15 protein-coding genes are annotated in these 17,183 nt (G+C 70.5%); 8 read left to right on the top strand and 7 right to left on the bottom strand.

The window, feature by feature from the left end; all coding sequences use genetic code 11:
- Window positions 1-3,249 carry a pilus assembly protein gene (locus VO99_RS01055; protein WP_046110936.1) on the top strand — a complete coding sequence of 1,083 codons (3,249 nt, stop codon included), beginning with the start codon at window positions 1-3 and terminating at the stop codon, window positions 3,247-3,249.
- On the opposite strand, the gene VO99_RS01050 is transcribed toward VO99_RS01055, so the two are convergent.
- The 7 genes from VO99_RS01050 to VO99_RS01020 form a co-directional block, all read right to left on the bottom strand.
- Window positions 3,246-3,887: a histidine phosphatase family protein gene (locus tag VO99_RS01050; protein WP_046110935.1), complete on the bottom strand. Its 642-nt coding sequence runs from the start codon at window positions 3,885-3,887 to the stop codon at window positions 3,246-3,248. The genes VO99_RS01055 and VO99_RS01050 overlap by 4 nt on opposite strands.
- Window positions 3,884-4,516 (bottom strand): YbhB/YbcL family Raf kinase inhibitor-like protein, encoded by a 633-nt coding sequence (locus tag VO99_RS01045; protein ID WP_046110934.1) that lies wholly within the window; start codon window positions 4,514-4,516, stop codon window positions 3,884-3,886. Before VO99_RS01045 ends, VO99_RS01050 begins: the two co-directional genes overlap by 4 nt.
- A gap of 28 nt (window positions 4,517-4,544) precedes the next feature.
- Window positions 4,545-4,874 carry a DUF1840 domain-containing protein gene (locus VO99_RS01040; RefSeq protein ID WP_046110933.1) on the bottom strand — a complete coding sequence of 110 codons (330 nt, stop codon included), beginning with the start codon at window positions 4,872-4,874 and terminating at the stop codon, window positions 4,545-4,547.
- Window positions 4,871-6,127, bottom strand: coding sequence for a class I SAM-dependent methyltransferase (locus VO99_RS01035; protein WP_046110932.1), 1,257 nt, complete (start codon window positions 6,125-6,127; stop codon window positions 4,871-4,873). Before VO99_RS01035 ends, VO99_RS01040 begins: the two co-directional genes overlap by 4 nt.
- Before the next feature lie 88 nt (window positions 6,128-6,215).
- Window positions 6,216-8,279, bottom strand: a complete 2,064-nt coding sequence (locus VO99_RS01030) for a putative bifunctional diguanylate cyclase/phosphodiesterase (RefSeq protein ID WP_046111203.1) — start codon at window positions 8,277-8,279, stop codon at window positions 6,216-6,218.
- A gap of 17 nt (window positions 8,280-8,296) precedes the next feature.
- The gene (locus tag VO99_RS01025) at window positions 8,297-9,595 is read right to left on the bottom strand and encodes a cyclic di-GMP phosphodiesterase (protein WP_046110931.1); all 1,299 of its coding nucleotides are present in this window, start codon (window positions 9,593-9,595) and stop codon (window positions 8,297-8,299) included.
- Window positions 9,596-9,669: 74 nt separating this feature from the next.
- On the bottom strand, window positions 9,670-10,113 hold the full coding sequence (locus VO99_RS01020) for an Lrp/AsnC family transcriptional regulator (RefSeq protein ID WP_046110930.1): 444 nt from the start codon (window positions 10,111-10,113) through the stop codon (window positions 9,670-9,672).
- Window positions 10,114-10,230: 117 nt separating this feature from the next.
- On the opposite strand from VO99_RS01020, the gene VO99_RS01015 reads away from it, so the two are divergent.
- The 7 genes from VO99_RS01015 (at window position 10,231) to VO99_RS00985 (ending at window position 17,180) form a co-directional block, all read left to right on the top strand.
- A complete protein-coding gene (locus tag VO99_RS01015; protein ID WP_046110929.1) occupies window positions 10,231-11,343 on the top strand; it encodes a saccharopine dehydrogenase family protein in 1,113 nt (370 codons plus the stop codon).
- A 149-nt stretch (window positions 11,344-11,492) separates the two neighbouring features.
- Window positions 11,493-12,194, top strand: coding sequence for a 3-oxoacid CoA-transferase subunit A (locus VO99_RS01010; protein ID WP_046110928.1), 702 nt, complete (start codon window positions 11,493-11,495; stop codon window positions 12,192-12,194).
- Complete coding sequence (locus VO99_RS01005; protein WP_046110927.1) at window positions 12,194-13,186, top strand: Bug family tripartite tricarboxylate transporter substrate binding protein; 993 nt, start codon at window positions 12,194-12,196, stop codon at window positions 13,184-13,186. Before VO99_RS01010 ends, VO99_RS01005 begins: the two co-directional genes overlap by 1 nt.
- Before the next feature lie 28 nt (window positions 13,187-13,214).
- Window positions 13,215-13,874, top strand: a complete 660-nt coding sequence (locus VO99_RS01000; RefSeq protein WP_046110926.1) for a 3-oxoacid CoA-transferase subunit B — start codon at window positions 13,215-13,217, stop codon at window positions 13,872-13,874.
- A gap of 27 nt (window positions 13,875-13,901) precedes the next feature.
- Window positions 13,902-14,903: a Bug family tripartite tricarboxylate transporter substrate binding protein gene (locus VO99_RS00995; protein ID WP_046110925.1), complete on the top strand. Its 1,002-nt coding sequence runs from the start codon at window positions 13,902-13,904 to the stop codon at window positions 14,901-14,903.
- A gap of 41 nt (window positions 14,904-14,944) precedes the next feature.
- On the top strand, window positions 14,945-16,153 hold the full coding sequence (gene pcaF, locus VO99_RS00990; protein WP_046110924.1) for a 3-oxoadipyl-CoA thiolase: 1,209 nt from the start codon (window positions 14,945-14,947) through the stop codon (window positions 16,151-16,153).
- A gap of 199 nt (window positions 16,154-16,352) precedes the next feature.
- Window positions 16,353-17,180: an IclR family transcriptional regulator domain-containing protein gene (locus VO99_RS00985; RefSeq protein ID WP_083440269.1), complete on the top strand. Its 828-nt coding sequence runs from the start codon at window positions 16,353-16,355 to the stop codon at window positions 17,178-17,180.
- The last annotated feature ends 3 nt before the right edge of the window (window positions 17,181-17,183 follow it).

Below are 17,183 nucleotides of genomic sequence, written 5' to 3'. Positions count from 1 at the left end.
ATGAAGCCCCTTGCCCGTTTTGCCGTCGCCTGCACCGCGCTGGCCGGCCTGCTCCTTGGCGTGGCCTCGCATGCCACCGACGTGGCCAAGCGCCCGCTCAAGGCGGACCTGAACGTCAAGCCCAACGTCATGTTCGGCATGGACGATTCCGGCTCGATGGACTGGGAGATCCTGATCAGTGCCTACAACGGCATCCTGAACTGGAACCTGGGCAACAAGACCTACTGGAGCAGCGGCGCCTTCCTGGCCAAGGGCGACTACTACATGAGCTACCTGTTCCCGAACGGAACGGGCATCGGTGCCAAGCAGTTCTACGACGACGAATCCCTGGGCCGCGCCGTGCCGCCTTCGCCGCAGTTCGCGGTGATGCGCTCCAGCGCCTTCAACCCGCTGTACTACAACCCGGCCATCACCTACGAGCCGTGGAAGCCGGCCTACCACGACGGCGCGCTACAGACCTACGCAAACGCCTCGCCCACGGCCGCCAAGTCGCATCCTGCGCTGGCCGCCTCGGTGACGATGGACCTCACCGCCGACCAGACGGCCACGATCTACTACCGCACCGGCATGCTGCGGCCGAACGGCACGGTGGGCAACAACTCGGCCAACGTCGCCACCACCTACTACCCCGCCACCTACTGGGTGGTGGACCCCAGCTGCCCCGGAACCACTCCCGCCTGGAATGCGGTGACGGACTGGAACGCCAGCTGCGTGAAGGCACCCGACGACCGCATGCTGCGCAAGGTGGAGATCAAGCGCGCCAACTACGCGGACGACGCCAGCCATGCCGCCGCGCTGCAGAACTTCGCCAACTGGTGGAGCTACTACCGCAAGCGCAAGCTGATGCTGGCCGGCGCCATGGGCAGCGTGCTGGACAACCTGACCGGCATGCGCGTGGGCGTGATGGCCTTCAACCGGCGCAGCGGCAACGTGTCCATGTACGACAGCGACGCCACCGACGACGCGGCCAACCGCCGCCGCGTGGCGGGCAGCTTCTACACCAACCCGGCGGACAGCGGCACGCCCACGGCCACGGCGCTGAAATACATCGGCGAGCAGTACAAGACCAGCCCCAACGCCATCCAGTACTCCTGCCAGCGCAACAACGCCTTCGTGGTGACCGACGGCTTTGCCAACGACACCGCCGCGCCCCCGGCCTACGACAAGGCCACCTACGGCACCGGCTTCCCGTTCGCGCCCACCAAGGCCAACTCCATCGCCGACGTGGCGCTGGCCTACTACACGCTGGACCTGCGCAACAACCGCCCCACCTCCGGCGCCGGCTACCCGTTGTCCAGCGGCCGCGTGCCGCTGGCCAACCAGGCGGTGGCCAACCCCGACCGCAATCCCAACCTGCACATGAACACCTACGTCATCACGCTGGGTGTGAAGGGCACGGTCTGGCCCAGCATCACCGATCCGTTCACCACCACCTTCACCTGGCCCGATCCGCAGCCGGACACGCCCAGCGCCATCGACGACCTGTGGCACGCCACCATCAACGGCCGCGGCCAGATGTACAAGGCCGACGACCCGACGCAGGCGGCGCGCGCCATCCAGCAGGGCCTGAACGACATGCTGAACCAGCTGGGCGCGCAGTCCGACGTGTCGGTGAACACAGTGAACCTGGCGCGTGGCGACGGCAAGGCCTACCTGGGCAAGTACACCTCGTCCATCTGGACCGGCGACATCACCGCCAATGCCATCAACACCAACACCGGCTCCATCACCGCCACGCCGACCTGGTCCGCCGCGCAGCGCCTGGCCGTGCGGCCGGCCGACCGGCCACGCGTGATCGCGACCAGCGTGGGCGGCGTGCGCAAGGCATTCACGGCAGACAACGTGGGCGCCACGCTGTCGGCCACCGATGGCGCCGGCCTGACCGCCTACCTGCGCGGCGACCGCACCGGCGAAGGCACCAAGTACCGCACGCGGGGCGCGCTGATCGGCCCGGTGCTGTCGGCCAAGCCGGTGGTCTCCACCGCGCCGAAGGTGGTGTTCGCCGCCTCGGGCGAAGGGATGATGCATGCCTTCGACAGCGAGACCGGCGACGAGCTGTGGGCCTACGTGCCCGGCAGCGTGCTGCCCAACATGGCCAGGACGGCCCGGCTCAACTACTACTTCGAGACGCTGCTGGACGGCACGCCCACCATCCGCACCGTGGCCGGCAAGCGCTACCTGGTGGCCGGCCTGGGCTCAGGCGGCGCGGGCTACTACGCCATCGACGTGAGCGAGCCGCGCGACCTGACGGAGACGGGCCTGGCCAGCAAGGTGCTGTGGGACATCGGCCATGGTGGCGACTTCGTGCTGGGCCAGTCGCTGGGCCGACCGCTGCTGGTGGAAACCAGGTCGTACGGCACCGTGGTGCTCTTCACGCAGGGCTACAACGGCAGCACCGACGGCAAGGGCCGCATGTACATGGTCAATGCCGACAACGGTGCCCTGCTGCACACCTTCGTCGCCGATGGCGGCGGCACGGGCGATCTGGGCCTGGCCCAGATCAATGCCGCAGTGGAAGGCGACGGCAAGTCCGTCCATGTGTATGGCGGCGATCTGCAGGGCAACCTGTGGCACTTCGACCTGGAGGCCAAGACCACCGTGCGGCTGGCCAAGCTGCTGAAGAACAGCACCGCCCAGCCGGTGACCACCGCGCCGGAGATCATGTTCAACGGCAGCGACCGCATCGTGCTGGTGGGCACCGGCCGCATGCTCGGCTCCAGCGACTTCGGCCGCGCGTCGGCCGAGACCTTCTACGCCATCAAGGAAGGCGCCGAGCTGGCCGACGCACGCGCCGGCCTCACCCAGCGCACGCTGCAGACGCAGTCCGACGGCACGGTGGACGCGGTGGGCAGCAGCTTCACCTGGACATCGTCACGCGGCTGGTACGTGGACATCCCCGGCAACCTCCAGGTGACCACCGATCCCACCATCGCCTTCGGCGCGGTGAGCTTCGTGGCCAACAAGACGCTGGTGTCGGAGTGCTCGGGCAACTCCACCCTGTTCGTGCTGGACGTGCTGACCGGCCTGAACGTCAAGGGCATGAACTTCGCGGCGATGAGCCTGGGCCAGACCTCGTCTTCCGGCGTGACGCTGTTGCGCACCAGCGGCGACCTGGGCGACCGCATCGTGGCGCAGTTCCAGCGCGGCGACGGCACCTCGCCCGAGCCGCCTCAGGAAGTGCCGCTGAACTTCGGCGTGGACAACCGCAAGAACGCCTGGCGGCAGATCCGCCGCGGCGACAACAACTAGGCCAGCGGCTGGGCCACCCCGTCGAGGTGGCCGGTGTCGCTCCAGCCCACCAGGGTGAGGCCGCCTTCGGTGTGCAGCAGGCGGTTGATGCTGGCATTGCCCACCTGCCAGGTGCGCGGCGCATCCAGCGCCAGCCGCGTGGCGGCGCGGTACAGGCAATCCAGCACGCCGCCGTGCGACACCAGCGCGATGCTCTGGCCGGCATGTCGCAGCGCCAGCCGCTGCACCGTCTGCACGATGCGGCCATAGAACTGTTCCAGCGTCTCGCCGCCCTCGGGCCCGAACCCCGGCTCGCGCCTGCGCCAGCGGCGCGCCTCGTCGGGCCAGCGCTGCTCGATCTCGTCGAAGCTGAGGCCTTCGAAGCAGCCGAACTGCCGCTCGCGCAGGCCGCTGTCGGCCACCACCGGCAGGCCCTTGGGCTCGGCAAAGGCCAGCGCGGTGTCGAAGGCGCGGCCCAGGTCGCTGGCATACACCGCATCCAGCGGTTCGTCGGCCAGCGCCTGCGCCAGCTGCGCCGCCTGCCAGCGGCCCTTGTCGTTCAGCGCGATGTCGGTGTGGCCCTGGATGCGGGCACCGACGTTCCAGTCGGTCTCGCCATGCCGGATGGCGATCAGCCGCGTGGCCCGCTGCTCGGTCACTGTCCGGCCAGCCGCTTGTTGAGCGTGTAGGTGCCCGAATGCATCACCTCGCCCAGCACGTGCGGCGCCATGGCTTCGCGCACCTGCTGGCCGGTGAAGGCGCCTTCCACCGGCAGCCGCTCCACGTCCAGCGCATACAGCGTGAACACGTAGTGGTGCACCAGCGAATCATTGAACGGCGGGAACGGGCCGTCGTAGCCGAAGTACTGGCCGGCCATCTCGGCGTTATCGGCAAACCAGCCGGTGTAGTCGTTCAGGCCGTGGCGCGCGCCGTGGAGCGTGGCCGGGCCCGGCTTGCCGCGGGCGGTGAAGCCGTTGCTGAACTCGCCCTCGGCGATCTGCGTGAGCGAAGGCGGCAGGTCCACCAGCACCCAGTGGAAGAAGTCCACGCGCGGCAGGTCGGCGGGCACCTCGCGGTCGGCCTGGTTCACGTCCTCGCCGCTGCTGGGCACGTCGAAGTCGTGGCACACCAGCGCCAGCGACAGCGTGCCGTCCGGCAGGTCGCTCCAGGCCAGGTGCGGATTGACGTTGTCGGAAAAACCGACGCCACCGGTGGCCTCGAGCCGGCCCGCGGCATGGCGCGGCGGAATCGGTTCACCGTTGGACCAGCTGTCGCTCCAGATCTTCATGTGCTCGCTTCCTTTGCTGTGGCTGTGTTCATTGGCCCCACACCACCGGCACGTCGGCCCGCTGGCTGCGCTCGATCATCTCGATCAGCGGCCACGCGCGCTGGCGCAGCGTGACCACGCCCTCGCGGCTGCCACGCGGCGTGTCATCGGCCTCGGCGTCGGGCTCGGCGGCGGCCTGCCGGCGGGCGTCCTCCTCCTCCACCGCGGCGCGCAGCGCGGCCACGGCGGCGGGCATGTCCGCCACTTCCAGGATGCCCTTGGCCGACGGCTCGCGGCCGATGAGGCGAAGCACCTGGTCCCCGTTCGGGCCCATCATGATCACGTCGCTGGCCGCCTTGGACTTGAACTTGTAGATCATCGGTAGATGTACTCACGATTGAACGGGAACGCCGATTGTGCCCCGCGCATCGTGCCCGTCTCCATCTGCCCGTCGGGGCGCGCGGCCAGCATCTGGTGCAGCGACAACCAGCCGCGCTCGAAGGCCATCGCGCTGCCCGCCAGGTACAGCCGGTAGGCGCGCACGATGCGCTCGTCGGTCAGGCGGCGGGCCTCGGGCAGGTGCTGCTCCAGCGCGTCCGACCAGGCCCACAGCGTGCGCGCGTAGTGCGGCCGCAGGTTTTCCACATCCACCATCTCCAGCCCGCTGTCGGCCATCACCTTCAGCACATGCGAGACGTGCTGCAGCTCGCCACCGGGGAAGATGTAGCGCTCCACGAACTCGCCGATGCCCGCGCCCAGCTGGTGGTTGCGGGTGCCGCCGGCGGTGATGCCGTGGTTCATCAGCAGGCCGCCCGGGCGCAGCAGCCGCCACAGCTTGTCGAAGTACGCCGGCAGCTGCGCATGGCCCACATGCTCGAACATGCCCACCGAGGAGATCTTGTCGAAGGGCTGTGCCTCCGGCAGCTCGCGGTAGTCCATCAGCTGCATGTGCACCTGGCCCTGCAGGCCGCGCTGCTCGATCAGCCGGTTGACGTGCGCATGCTGGTCGCGCGACAGCGTGATGCCGGTGGCCTGCACGCCATAGTGCTCGGCCGCCCACAGCAGCAGGCCGCCCCAGCCGGCGCCGATGTCGAGGAAGCGCTCGCCGGGCTGCAGCATCAGCTTGCGGCAGATGTGGTCCAGCTTGGCTTCCTGCGCCTGCGCCAGCGTCATGCCGGCTTCGCGGTAGTACGCGCAGGAGTACACGCGCCGCTCGTCCAGCCACAGCGCATAGAAGTCGTCGCAGACGTCGTAGTGGAACTCGATCTGGCGGGCATCGGCCTGCGGCGTGTGGCGCGCCAGCGAGCGGCTGCGTCGCAGCAAGCCATGCCACCAGCCCAGCGGGCCGGGCGGCGGGGCGCCGGCGCGCCGGGGGTCGGTGTCCAGCAGCTCGGCGGCCGCGGCCATCACGTCGCGCGGGCGGCCTTCGATCTCCAGCCGCCCTTTCACGTGGTCCTCGGCCACGCGGCCGATCTCGCCGCTGGCCAGGTGCTTCAGCGGCCCCAGCTCCTTCAGCCGCAGGATGAGGGCGGCCTGCCCGGGCCCCAGGCGGCGCCCGCCCGGCAGGTGGACCGCCAGCGGCACCGGCAGGCGGGCCAGCTTGGCTTCGACGACGTTCTCCAGAGGATTCATCGCGGTGCTTCAGAAAAACTGCACGTGTGCAGACTTTATGAAGAAATACCGCGGCCTGCAGCAGCGGCCCGCGACTGCCGCGACCGGTTCAGGGCGTTGGCGGCAGCCGCTCCAGCAGCGCCTGCGGTTCCAGCGCCGGCGCGAACAGGAAGCCCTGGTACATGTTGCAGCCGATGCCGGCCAGGAAGTCCCGCTGGGCGGGCAGCTCCACACCCTCGGCCACCACGCGCAGGCCCAGGGCATGGGCCATCTGCACGATGGCGCGCACGATGGCGGCATCGCTTTCGTCGTCGGGCAGGCCGCGCACGAAGCGGCGGTCGATCTTCAGCGCATCGATCGGGAAGCGCTTGAGGTAGGCCAGGCTGGAGTAGCCGGTGCCGAAGTCGTCGATGGCCAGCCGCACGCCGAGGGCGGCCAGGGCCTGCAGCCGCTCCAGCGCCTCGGCGGCGTCGCGCACCAGGATGCTCTCCGTCAGCTCCAGCTCCAGCAGTGCCGGCGGTAGCTGGGCCTGCGCCAGCGCGCGCGACACGCGGGTGACGAAGCCCGACTGCTGGAACTGCAGCGCCGACACGTTGATGGACACCGGCAGCACCCGCCCGGCACGGTGCCACTGCGCGGCCTGAGCCACCGCCTCGCCCAGCACCCAGTCGCCGATCTGCACGATGAAGCCGCTGGCCTCGGCCACCGGGATGAACTCGCCGGGGGAGATGTCGCCGTAGTGCGCGTCCTTCCAGCGGATCAGTGCCTCGGTGCCCACCACGCGGCCGCTGGCCAGGTCCAGCTGCGGCTGGTAGTGCAGCCGGAAGCGCTGCTGCGCCAGCGCCTGGCGCATGGCGTGGTCCAGCCGCACGCGCTTGCGCACTTCGTCGTCATGCGTGTTGGCGTGATGAAAGCGGAAGCCGGCGCGCCCGCCGGCCTTGGCCGCCTGCATCGCGGTCTCGGCGCGGCGCAGCAGGTCGTGCGCGCTGTCGGCGGCGTCGGGGAACAGCGCCACGCCGATGCTGCAGGTGAGCGTGAACTGCGCGCCTTCGATCTCGTAGGGCGCCTCGGTGGCGCGCAGCACGCGGCGGGCCGCATGCTCGGCCGCCTCGGCGCCGGCATGGTGCACCAGCACCGCGAACTGGTCGCCGCCGACGCGGCCCACCAGGTCGCCGCCGCGCAGCGCGTGCCGGATGCGCTGCGACACCTCCACCAGCACGCGGTCGCCGATGCCCTGGCCCAGGCTGTCGTTGATCTGCTTGAACGCATCCACGTCCAGCAGCAGCAGCGCCAGCCGGCCGTGGCGGCGCTGCGCCTCGGCGATGGCGGCGGCCAGCTTCTGCGTCAGCTGGCGCCGGTTGGGCACGCCGGTCAGGGTGTCGATGGTGGACAGCGTCTCGATGCGCTGGTCGGCGGCCAGGCGCTCGCTGAGGTCGCGGAACGACCAGACGCGGCCGATGGGCCGGCCGCGGCTCCATTGCGTGTGCATCACCCGCTCCAGCACCTGGCCGCTGCGCAGCACGATGCGGTCGGTGGCGGGCACCAGCGCGCCGCGCTCGATGGCCTGCAGCTGCCGCTGGTAGGGCTCGGGCTCCTGCACGTTGTCCAGCATCCAGGCGTACACCGCCTCGTCCTGGCCGCCCGCCAGGTGGTCGGGCAGGCGCCACAGCTGGGTGAAGCGGCGGTTGAAGGCGCGGATGCGGCCGTCCAGGTCGGTGACCAGCAAGCCGTCGGCGGTGGATTCCAGCGTGGCGCGCAGCTCGGCGATCAGCGTGTCGCGCTCGTCCAGCGCGCGGCGCTCGGGCGTCATGTCGCGCAGCGAGACCACCAGCAGCCCCGGCTCGCCGGGCAGGTCCACCCGGTGGATGCGACGCTCCACGTGCAGCGGCTGGCCGTCGGCCTGCAGCAGCAGGGTGCGCGAGAGCAGCTCGGTGTCGCCGCCGGGGCCCTGCAGGCCGGCCCAGAAGGCCAGGTCCTCCGGCGTGTCCAGCAGGGCTTCCGCCAGCTGGCCCACCACGTCGGCCCGCGTGCGGCCCAGCAACGCCAGCGCCGGCGCATTGATGGCCAGCACGCGCAGCGTGTGCGCGTCCACCAGCCAGGCTGGCTCCCACAGCGCGTCCACCAGCGCGAGCGTCTGGCGCGACAGCGGGCCTTCGCCGGGAGCCGCTTGCATGGCCAGCGCCCGCATGCTCACTCGGCCGACCCTTGGTCGGCGAGTTCGTCTTCCCGCTCGGGAAACTCCATCTCCGACTGGGGCACGGGCTCGAAGTAGTAGGTGATGCGCTGGCGCGGCGCCAGGTATTCCATCGCCGCGGCCGGCAGCTGGCCGGCCTTCAGGCTGCGGCGGATGCCCAGCGCGGGCTCCGCCTCCAGGTTGATGTGCAGTGCCTCGTCGCGCGGGGTGCCGCTGTCGTGCACCAGCACCCGCGGCTTGAGCGGCCGCGCCGAGTTCACCGCCACCACGATGGCGTAACGCTCGTCGGTCAGCTGCACTACCGAGCCCGGCGGGTACACGCCCATCATGCGGATGAAGGCATTGAGCATCGTCGCGTCGAACTTGTGCTTGCCCTGCGCGAACATCAGCGACAGCGCCTCGTGCGGCGTCAGCGCCCGCGCCGGGGAGACCGGGTTGCACAGGTTGTCGTAGCGGTTGACCAGCGACACGATGCGCGCCGCGGTGGTCATGCGGTCCATGTTCAGCCGCTGCGGAAAGCCGCTGCCGTCGGCCTGCTCATGGTGCTGGGCGATGGCCAGCAGCGCGCCGGGCGTCAGGCCCATCTTGCGGCCGATGGTCACGCCGTGCGACACATGCTCCCGGTACACCTGCGTCTCGGCGCTGGTGAAGTGGTCCTCCAGGTGGCGCACGCGCGAGGGCAGCTCCACCTTGCCGATGTCGTGCAGCAGCGCGCCCATGCCCAGGTCGTGCATGTCCACCTCCGACAGGCCGAACAGCTTGCCCATCAGCAGCGCGATCACGCTGACATTGAGCGAATGGGCGGCGGCGCGGTCGCCGGCCGTCTCCGTCAGCAGGCGGATCGACAGCTCGCGGTTGGCCAGCATCTTCTGTACCAGCGCCTGGGTGAAGGCCTCGGCCCGCTCGCGCGCGCCCGTGGGGTCGCTGAGCACCATGCCGGTGGCGGTGCGCCAGGACTTCAGGGCCTCGGCGTACTGGCGCTCGCACTGCAGCATGGCTTCACGCTGCAGGGCCAGCGCCAGCCGGCGGCGCCGGCGCTCGGCCTGCTCGGGGCTCTCGGCCTGGGTGACGTCGGCCTCGCCGGCCTGGGAGTCCAGCGGCGCGGATTGCGCGGGGTCGCTGCGCTCGGGGCTCCAGCGCACGCGCGTGAGGCCCAGGCTGCGGATGGTGGCGATCTGCTCGTTGTCCCCGATGCGGAAGCTGCTCAGGGGAAAGGGGTGCGACATCCAGCCGAGGTCGAGGTGCACGAACATCCCGATGCGCAGTTCACTAACGTCGATGGTGGCGGCGGACATGGGCTACGGCACTGACAGAGTTGTTACCGTTGTCGGCGCTTGCGGCGCGGAACTTGATGGTGGCGCACCCCGGCTCAGCGCTGTATGCGGGTTGACAGCACGATCGCCGAGGTGGTGCGCTCCACGCCCTCCAGCGCGCCGATGCGGTCGATCAGCGCATCCAGCTCGCCGATGGAGGCGGCCGCCACCACCGCGATCAGGTCGTACGGGCCGCTGACCGACAGCAGCGTGCGCACTTCCGGAATGCGCCGCAGCGCCGCGGTGATGCCGGCGCCCTGCTTCGGTCCCGCGATCACCATCACATGGGCGCGTACCAGCGCGGCTTCCGCCTCGTCGGGCACCACCACGGTGTAGCCCGCGATGGCGCCGGCGCGCTCCAGCCGCTGCAGCCGGCTCTGCACGGTGGTGCGGGCAATGCCCAGGCGCCGGGCCAGGTCGGCCGCGGGCAGGCGGGCGTTCTCGCGCAGCAGCGCCAGCAGCGCGCGGTCGGTGTCGTCGAGCAGGGGCGGGGCAGGCATTGCGCCAATATATGCCGGCGATGTGACCAGATGGCAGGCGCAAGTCGTCGGTCTGGTGGCTGCATCCGGGCGCAGGCTGGTCGAACATGCCGCCATCATCGAACCCGGGAGAAACCCATGAAGGACGTGCTCGTGATCGGCGCCGGCAAGATCGGCCAGGTGATTGCCGGCCTGCTGGCGGACAGCGGCGACTACCGCGTGACGCTGGCCGACCGCTCCCCCGCCGCCCTGGCGGACGCCGTACCCAGCGGCCCCCGCCTGCAGGCGCTGGCGCTGGACGTGGCCGACACCGCCGCCCTCCAGCAGGCGCTGCAGGGCCGCTTCGCGGTGCTGAGCGCCGCGCCCTGGCAGATGACGGTGCGCATCGCCGAGGCCGCGCGCGCCGTGGGCGTGCACTACTTCGACCTCACCGAGGACGTGGCCAGCACCCGCCGCATCCAGGCGCTGGCCCAGGGCGCCGGGCATGCCTTCGTGCCGCAATGCGGCCTGGCGCCGGGCTTCATCTCCATCGCCGCGGCCGACCTGATGCGCCGCTTCGAGCGGCTCGACACCGTGCGCTTGCGGGTGGGCGCCCTGCCCGTCTACCCCAGCAATGCGCTGAACTACAACCTCACCTGGAGCACCGACGGCGTCATCAACGAATACATCCAGCCCTGCGACGCCATCGTCGACGGCCGCCGCACCGAAGTGCCGGCACTGGAGGAGCGGGAGGAGTTCTCGCTGGACGGCGTGCTCTACGAGGCCTTCAACACCAGTGGCGGCCTGGGCACGCTGTGCGAGACGCTGGAAGGCCGGGTGCGCACGCTCAATTACCGCAGCATCCGCTACCCCGGGCACGCCGCGCTGATGAAGGCGCTGCTGCACGACCTGCGCCTGAAGGACCGTCGCGAGGTGCTGAAGGACATCCTGGAGAACGCGCTGCCCGCCACGCTGCAGGACGTGGTGATCGTCTTCGTCACCGTCACCGGCTGGCGCGAGGGTCGCCTGCAGCAGGACACCTACGCCCACAAGATCTACGGCGCCGAGGTGGCCGGGCAAATGCGCAGCGCCATCCAGCTCACCACCGCCAGCAGCCTGTGCGCGATGCTGGACCTGCTGGCCGAAGGCCGGCTGCCGCAGCAGGGCTTCGTACGGCAGGAAGACGTGGCCCTGGCCGACTTCCTGTCCAACCGCTTCGGTGCCGCCTACGCCCCGCCGGCCGGCGTACCGGCAATGGCCCGCGCGGCCTGACGTTCCGGCGGTCGAGCAGCCTCCCGATCAACCCTGATGCCGCCTCGCCTTGCTGGCGCGGCGGCTTTTCCGTGCCTAGAATGTTCATTAAAAGAACGTTGGTTCTTATAACGAACTTTACGCGCATCCTGAGTGCTGGAGACCACGCCTTGATCAACAAGATCTCGCCTTCCGTCGAAGCCGCCTTGGCCGACGTGCCCGACGGCGCCACCGTGATGATTGGCGGCTTCGGCACTGCCGGCCTGCCCAACGAGCTGATCGATGCCCTGATTGCCCAGGGCGCGAAGGAGCTCACCATCGTCAACAACAACGCAGGCAACGGCGACACCGGCCTGGCCGCGTTGCTGGCGGCCCGGCGGGTGCGCAAGATCATCTGCAGCTTTCCGCGCCAGGCCGACAGCCACCACTTCGATGCGCTGTACCGTGCCGGCCAGATCGAGCTGGAACTGGTGCCGCAGGGCAACCTGGCCGAGCGCATCCGCGCCGCGGGCGCCGGCATCGGCGGCTTCTTCACGCCCACCGGCTACGGCACCCAGCTGGCCGAGGGCAAGGAAACCCGCGAGATCGACGGCCGCATGTACGTGTTCGAGTCGCCCATCCATGCCGACTTCGCGCTGATCCGCGCCGAACGCGGCGACCGCTGGGGCAACCTGACCTACCGCATGACCGCGCGCAACTTCGGGCCGGTGATGGCGATGGCCGCCAAGGTCACCGTGGCCACGGTGCATGAGATCGTCGAGCTGGGCAGCCTGGACCCGGAAGCGGTGGTCACGCCCGGCATCTTCGTGCAGCGCGTGGTGAAGGTGGACCGCGTGGCCACCAGCGGCGGCGGCTTCAAGCAGGCGGCCTGATGCGGTCGCCCGCCGGTTCCCGGCGCGCGGCCGTGCTGGTCGCCGCCTCCGCCGCGCTGGCCGCGGCCCTGCCGCTGCCCGCCACCGCACAGGCCTGGCCGGCCAAGCCGGTGCGCATCATCGTGCCCTTCGCCCCCGGTGGCGGCAACGACGTCTTCGCCCGCCAGCTCGCCACGCAGCTGGGCACGCTGCTCGGCGTGCAGGTGCTGGTGGACAACCGCCCCGGCGCCGGCGGCACGGTGGGCACCGACGCCGCGGCCAAGTCGCCGGCCGATGGCTACACCTTGCTGCTGGGCCACACCGGCACGCTGGCCATCAATCCGGTGCTGTACCCCAAGCTGCCCTACGACGCGCGCAGCAGCTTCGTGCCGGTGGCGCCGCTGGCCAGTGCGCCGCTGGTGCTGGTGGTGCCGTCGTCCAGCCCGATCCGCTCCTTTGCCGACCTGCTGGCCCGGGCCAAGGCCGCGCCCGGCAAGCTGGCCTTCGCCTCCAGCGGCAACGGCACCGGCGGCCACCTGGCCGGCGAACTGCTGGAGGAAGTGGCCGGCGTGAAGATGCTGCACGTGCCGTACAAGGGCACCGCGCCCGCGCTCACCGACGTGCTGGGCGGCCAGGTGGACCTGATGTTCAGCGTCATCCCCCCGGCGCTGCCGCATGTCGACGCCGGCAAGCTGCGCGCGATCGGCATCACCGGCGCACGCCGCAGCCCGCGGCTGCCCGACGTGGCCACGGTGGCCGAGGCGGGCCTGAAGGGCTACGAAAGCTCGCTGGCCTATGGCCTGGTGGCGCCGCGCGGCACGCCCGATGCCGTGCTGAAGACGCTGGGCGACGCCGTGGCCAAGGCCGTGGAGACGCCGGCACTGCGCGATGCCTTCAAGGCCGAGGGCGCCGAGCCGCTGCCCGGCACGGCGGCCGACTTCCAGGCGCTGATGCAGAGCGAATCCGACAAGTGGGGCCGCGTGATCCGGCAGGCCGGCATCAAGCCCGAGTGAACCCGACAGACAGCAGGAGACACACGACATGCCAGGAAAGTGGACCCGCGACCAGATGGCGCGGCGCGTGGCGCAGGACATCCCCGACGGCGCCGTCGTCAACCTCGGCATCGGCCTGCCGACCGCCGTGGCCAACCACCTGCCCGAAGGGCGCGAGGTGGTGCTGCACAGCGAGAACGGCGTGATCGGCATGGGCCCGGCGCCCGCGGCCGGCCAGGAGGACTACGACCTCATCAACGCCGGCAAGCAGCCGGTGACGCTGCTGCCGGGCGGCTGCTTCTTCCACCATGCGGACAGCTTCGCGATGATGCGCGGCGGCCACCTCGACGTGTGCGTGCTGGGAGCCTTCCAGGTGTCCGCCAGCGGCGACCTGGCCAACTGGCACACCGGCGCCAAGGACGCGATTCCCGCCGTGGGCGGCGCGATGGACCTGGCCATCGGCGCGAAGAAGACCTTCGTGATGATGGAGCACACCACCAAGTCCGGCGACAGCAAGATCGTCCCGGCCTGCACCTATCCGCTGACCGGCATTGGCTGCGTCAGCCGCATCTACACCGACCTAGCCGTGCTCGACATCACGCCCGACGGCGTGGCCGTGGTGGAGATGGCCGAGGGACTGAGCTTCGACGAGCTGCAGAAGGTCACCGCCGTGCCGCTGCGGCCCGCCACATCCACCGCCACCGCCTGATCCGACCGCCCCCCCAGGAACCGCCCCATGACCGCCGTTTTCTCGCGCCGTACCTTTGCCGCCCTGGCCGGCCTGGCCACGCTGGCCGCCGCCACCCTGCCCGCCGCACCCGCCTGGGCGGCCGACGACTTTCCCAACAGGCCGGTGCGCATCCTCACGCCGTTCCCGGCCGGCTCCGGCCCGGAAACCGTCACCCGCATGGTGGCCGAGAAGCTGCAGAAGATGTGGGGCAAGCCGGTGATCGTGGAAAACAAGCCGGGCGCCAACGGCTTCATCGCGATCGACACCTTCAAGCGTGGCGACAAGCAGGGCTATGACCTGATCCAGCTGGACAACGTGCATCTCTCGGCCTACCCGCACCTGTTCAAGAAGCTGCCGTACGACCCGCAGAAGGACTTCGACACCCTGCTGCCGCTGTTCAAGACCAACTTCTTCTTCGCGGTGGCGGCCGACAGCAAGTACAAGACCGTCGCCGACATCGTCAAGGACGCCAAGGCCAACCCCGGCAAGCTGAACTACGGCTCCTGGTCCGTGGGCAACCCGGTGCACCTGGGCTCGGAGCTGTTCGAAACCGTCACCGGCACCGAGATGGAACATGTGATCTACAAGGAGACCTCGCTGCTGTACACCGGCGTGGCCACCGGCGAGCTGGCCTTCGCGCTGGGCACCAGCGCCAGCTCCGGCTCCCTGCAGCGGGCGGGCAAGCTGCGCTACATCGCCGTGGCGGCGCCCAAGCGCGTGCCGGCCTTCGCCGACGTGCCGACGGTGGCCGAGTCGGGCGGCCCGGCCAACTTCGAGGTGATCGGCTGGACCACCATCGCCGCACCCAAGGGCATTCCGGCCGAGCGCGCCGAGAAGATCCGCCGCGACATCGAGAAGGCGCTCGCCGAGCCCGACGTGAAGCAGCGCTACGACACCTTCGGCTACGAGCTGTTCCCGCAGACACGCGAGCAATTCGTGCAGTTCATCGGCAGTGAATCGGCACGCTTCGCCGACGTGGTCAAGAAGGCCAACGTCGCGCTCGACTGACGCCCGCCCCACACTGCACCCACCGCATCAGGAGACACCGCATGAGCAGCACCCACGCCTTCATCTGCGACGCCGTTCGCACCCCCTTCGGCCGCTATGGCGGCGCGCTGTCGATGGTGCGCGCCGACGACCTGGGCGCCGTGCCGCTGCGGGCGCTGATGGCGCGCAACAAGGAGGTGGACTGGGCGCAGGTGGCCGACGTGCTGTACGGCTGCGCCAACCAGGCCGGCGAGGACAACCGCAACGTGGCCCGCATGAGCGCGCTGCTGGCCGGCCTGCCGCTGGACGTGCCGGGCGCCACCATCAACCGCCTGTGCGGCTCGGGCCTGGACGCCGTGGGCAGCGCCGCCCGCGCCATCAAGGCGGGCGAGGCCGGCCTGATGATCGCCGGCGGCGTGGAGAGCATGAGCCGCGCGCCCTTCGTGATGCCCAAGGCCGAGAGCGCCTTCTCGCGTGCCAATGCGGTGTACGACACCACCATCGGCTGGCGCTTCGTCAACAAGCTGATGAAGGAGCAGTACGGCGTCGACTCCATGCCCGAGACCGCCGAGAACGTCGCCACCGACTACAGGATCGAGCGCGAGGCGCAGGACCGCATGGCGCTGGCCAGCCAGCTCAAGGCGGTGGCGGCGCAGAAGAGCGGCTTCTTCGATGCCGAGATCGTGCCGGTGACCATTGCTCAGAAGAAAGGCGACCCGGTGGTGGTGAGCAAGGACGAGCATCCGCGCGAGACCTCGCTGGAAGCGCTGGCCAAGCTGCGCGGCGTCGTGCGGGCCGACGGCACGGTGACGGCCGGCAATGCCTCGGGCGTGAACGACGGTGCGGCGGCGCTGCTGCTGGCCAGCGAAGCCGCCGCGGCGAAGAACGGCCTGACCCCGCGTGCCCGTGTGGTGGGCATGGCCACCGCCGGCGTGCCGCCGCGCATCATGGGCATGGGCCCCGCGCCCGCCACGCGCAAGGTGCTGGCGCTCACGGGGCTGACGCTGGACCAGATCGACGTGATCGAGCTGAACGAGGCCTTCGCCGCCCAGGGCCTGGCCGTGCTGCGCGACCTCGGCCTGCAGGACGACGACCCGCGTGTGAACCCCAACGGCGGCGCCATCGCGCTGGGCCATCCGCTGGGCGCCAGCGGCGCGCGGCTGGCCACCACGGCGGTGAACCAACTGCACCAGAGCGGCGGCCGTTATGCGCTGTGCACGATGTGCATCGGCGTCGGACAGGGCATCGCCGTGGTCCTCGAACGGGTGTAAGCCGCCGCGCACGCGCCACGCCGGCCCCCGCAAGGTGGCCGGTTTTTTTTCGTCCCGTTCCCGTGCGCGCCGATGCAGTTTGTGCGCAGCGCGCCCAACCCACCCCTCGACCCCCTGGTGAGCAGCGGCGCGCGTGCCTAGAGTGGCCGCATTGCAGTAGCGACACCGGCGCCGGGCGATCAACGCACAAGAGCATGTCATGAGCGATGACGACTTCAGCCCCGACGATGTCCTGGCCACGCGCCTGGCGCCCGGCAGCGCGGCTGGCGCAGAGCCGGCCCAGCGCGACCTGGTCGCCGGGCTGGAAAAGGGCCTGCAGGTGATCGAGGCCTTCGACCAGGACCGCCCGCGCCTGACCATCGCCGAAGTGGCCCAGCGCACCGGCCTGACCCGCGCCGCCGCGCGCCGCTACCTCATCACGCTGACGCACCTGGGCTTCGTCAGCCAGGACAGGCGGCTGTTCGCGCTCACGCCCAAGGTGCTGCGGCTGGCGCAGAGCTACATGCATTCGGCCCGGCTGCCGCGCATCGTGCAGCCGGAGCTGCACAAGCTGGCCTACGCGATGAAGGAGGCCTCCTCGGCCGGCACGCTGGACGGCGACGACGTGATCTGCATCGCCGCCACCAGCGCCGGGCGCGTGATCTCGGCCACGCTGCAGCCCGGCACCCGCGTGCCGGCGCACTGCACCTCCAACGGCCGCGTGCTGCTGGCCGCGCTGCCGCAGGCGGAGGTCGACGCCTGGATCGCCCGCCAGTCGCTGCGCGCCTTCACGCCGCACACCGTCACGCTGCCCGAGCGGCTGCGCATCGAGATCGCCCATGCGCGCGCCCAGGGCTACGCCTGCGTCGACCAGGAACTGGAGCTGGGCCTGCGCACCATCGCCGTGCCGCTGAAGAACTACCGCGGCGACACCGTGGCCGCCCTCAACTTCAGCGTGCATGCCCAGCGCATGACGATGGACCAGCTCGTCGAACACTGCCTGCCGCCGCTGCGGCAATCCCAGGCCACGCTGCGGCAGCTGCTGTAGCGC

The sequence above is a fragment of the Aquincola tertiaricarbonis genome, from assembly GCF_000969605.1.
Classification (GTDB): Bacteria; Pseudomonadota; Gammaproteobacteria; order Burkholderiales; family Burkholderiaceae_C; genus Aquincola; species Aquincola tertiaricarbonis.
This window is presented reverse-complemented; position numbering and strand designations above follow the sequence as displayed.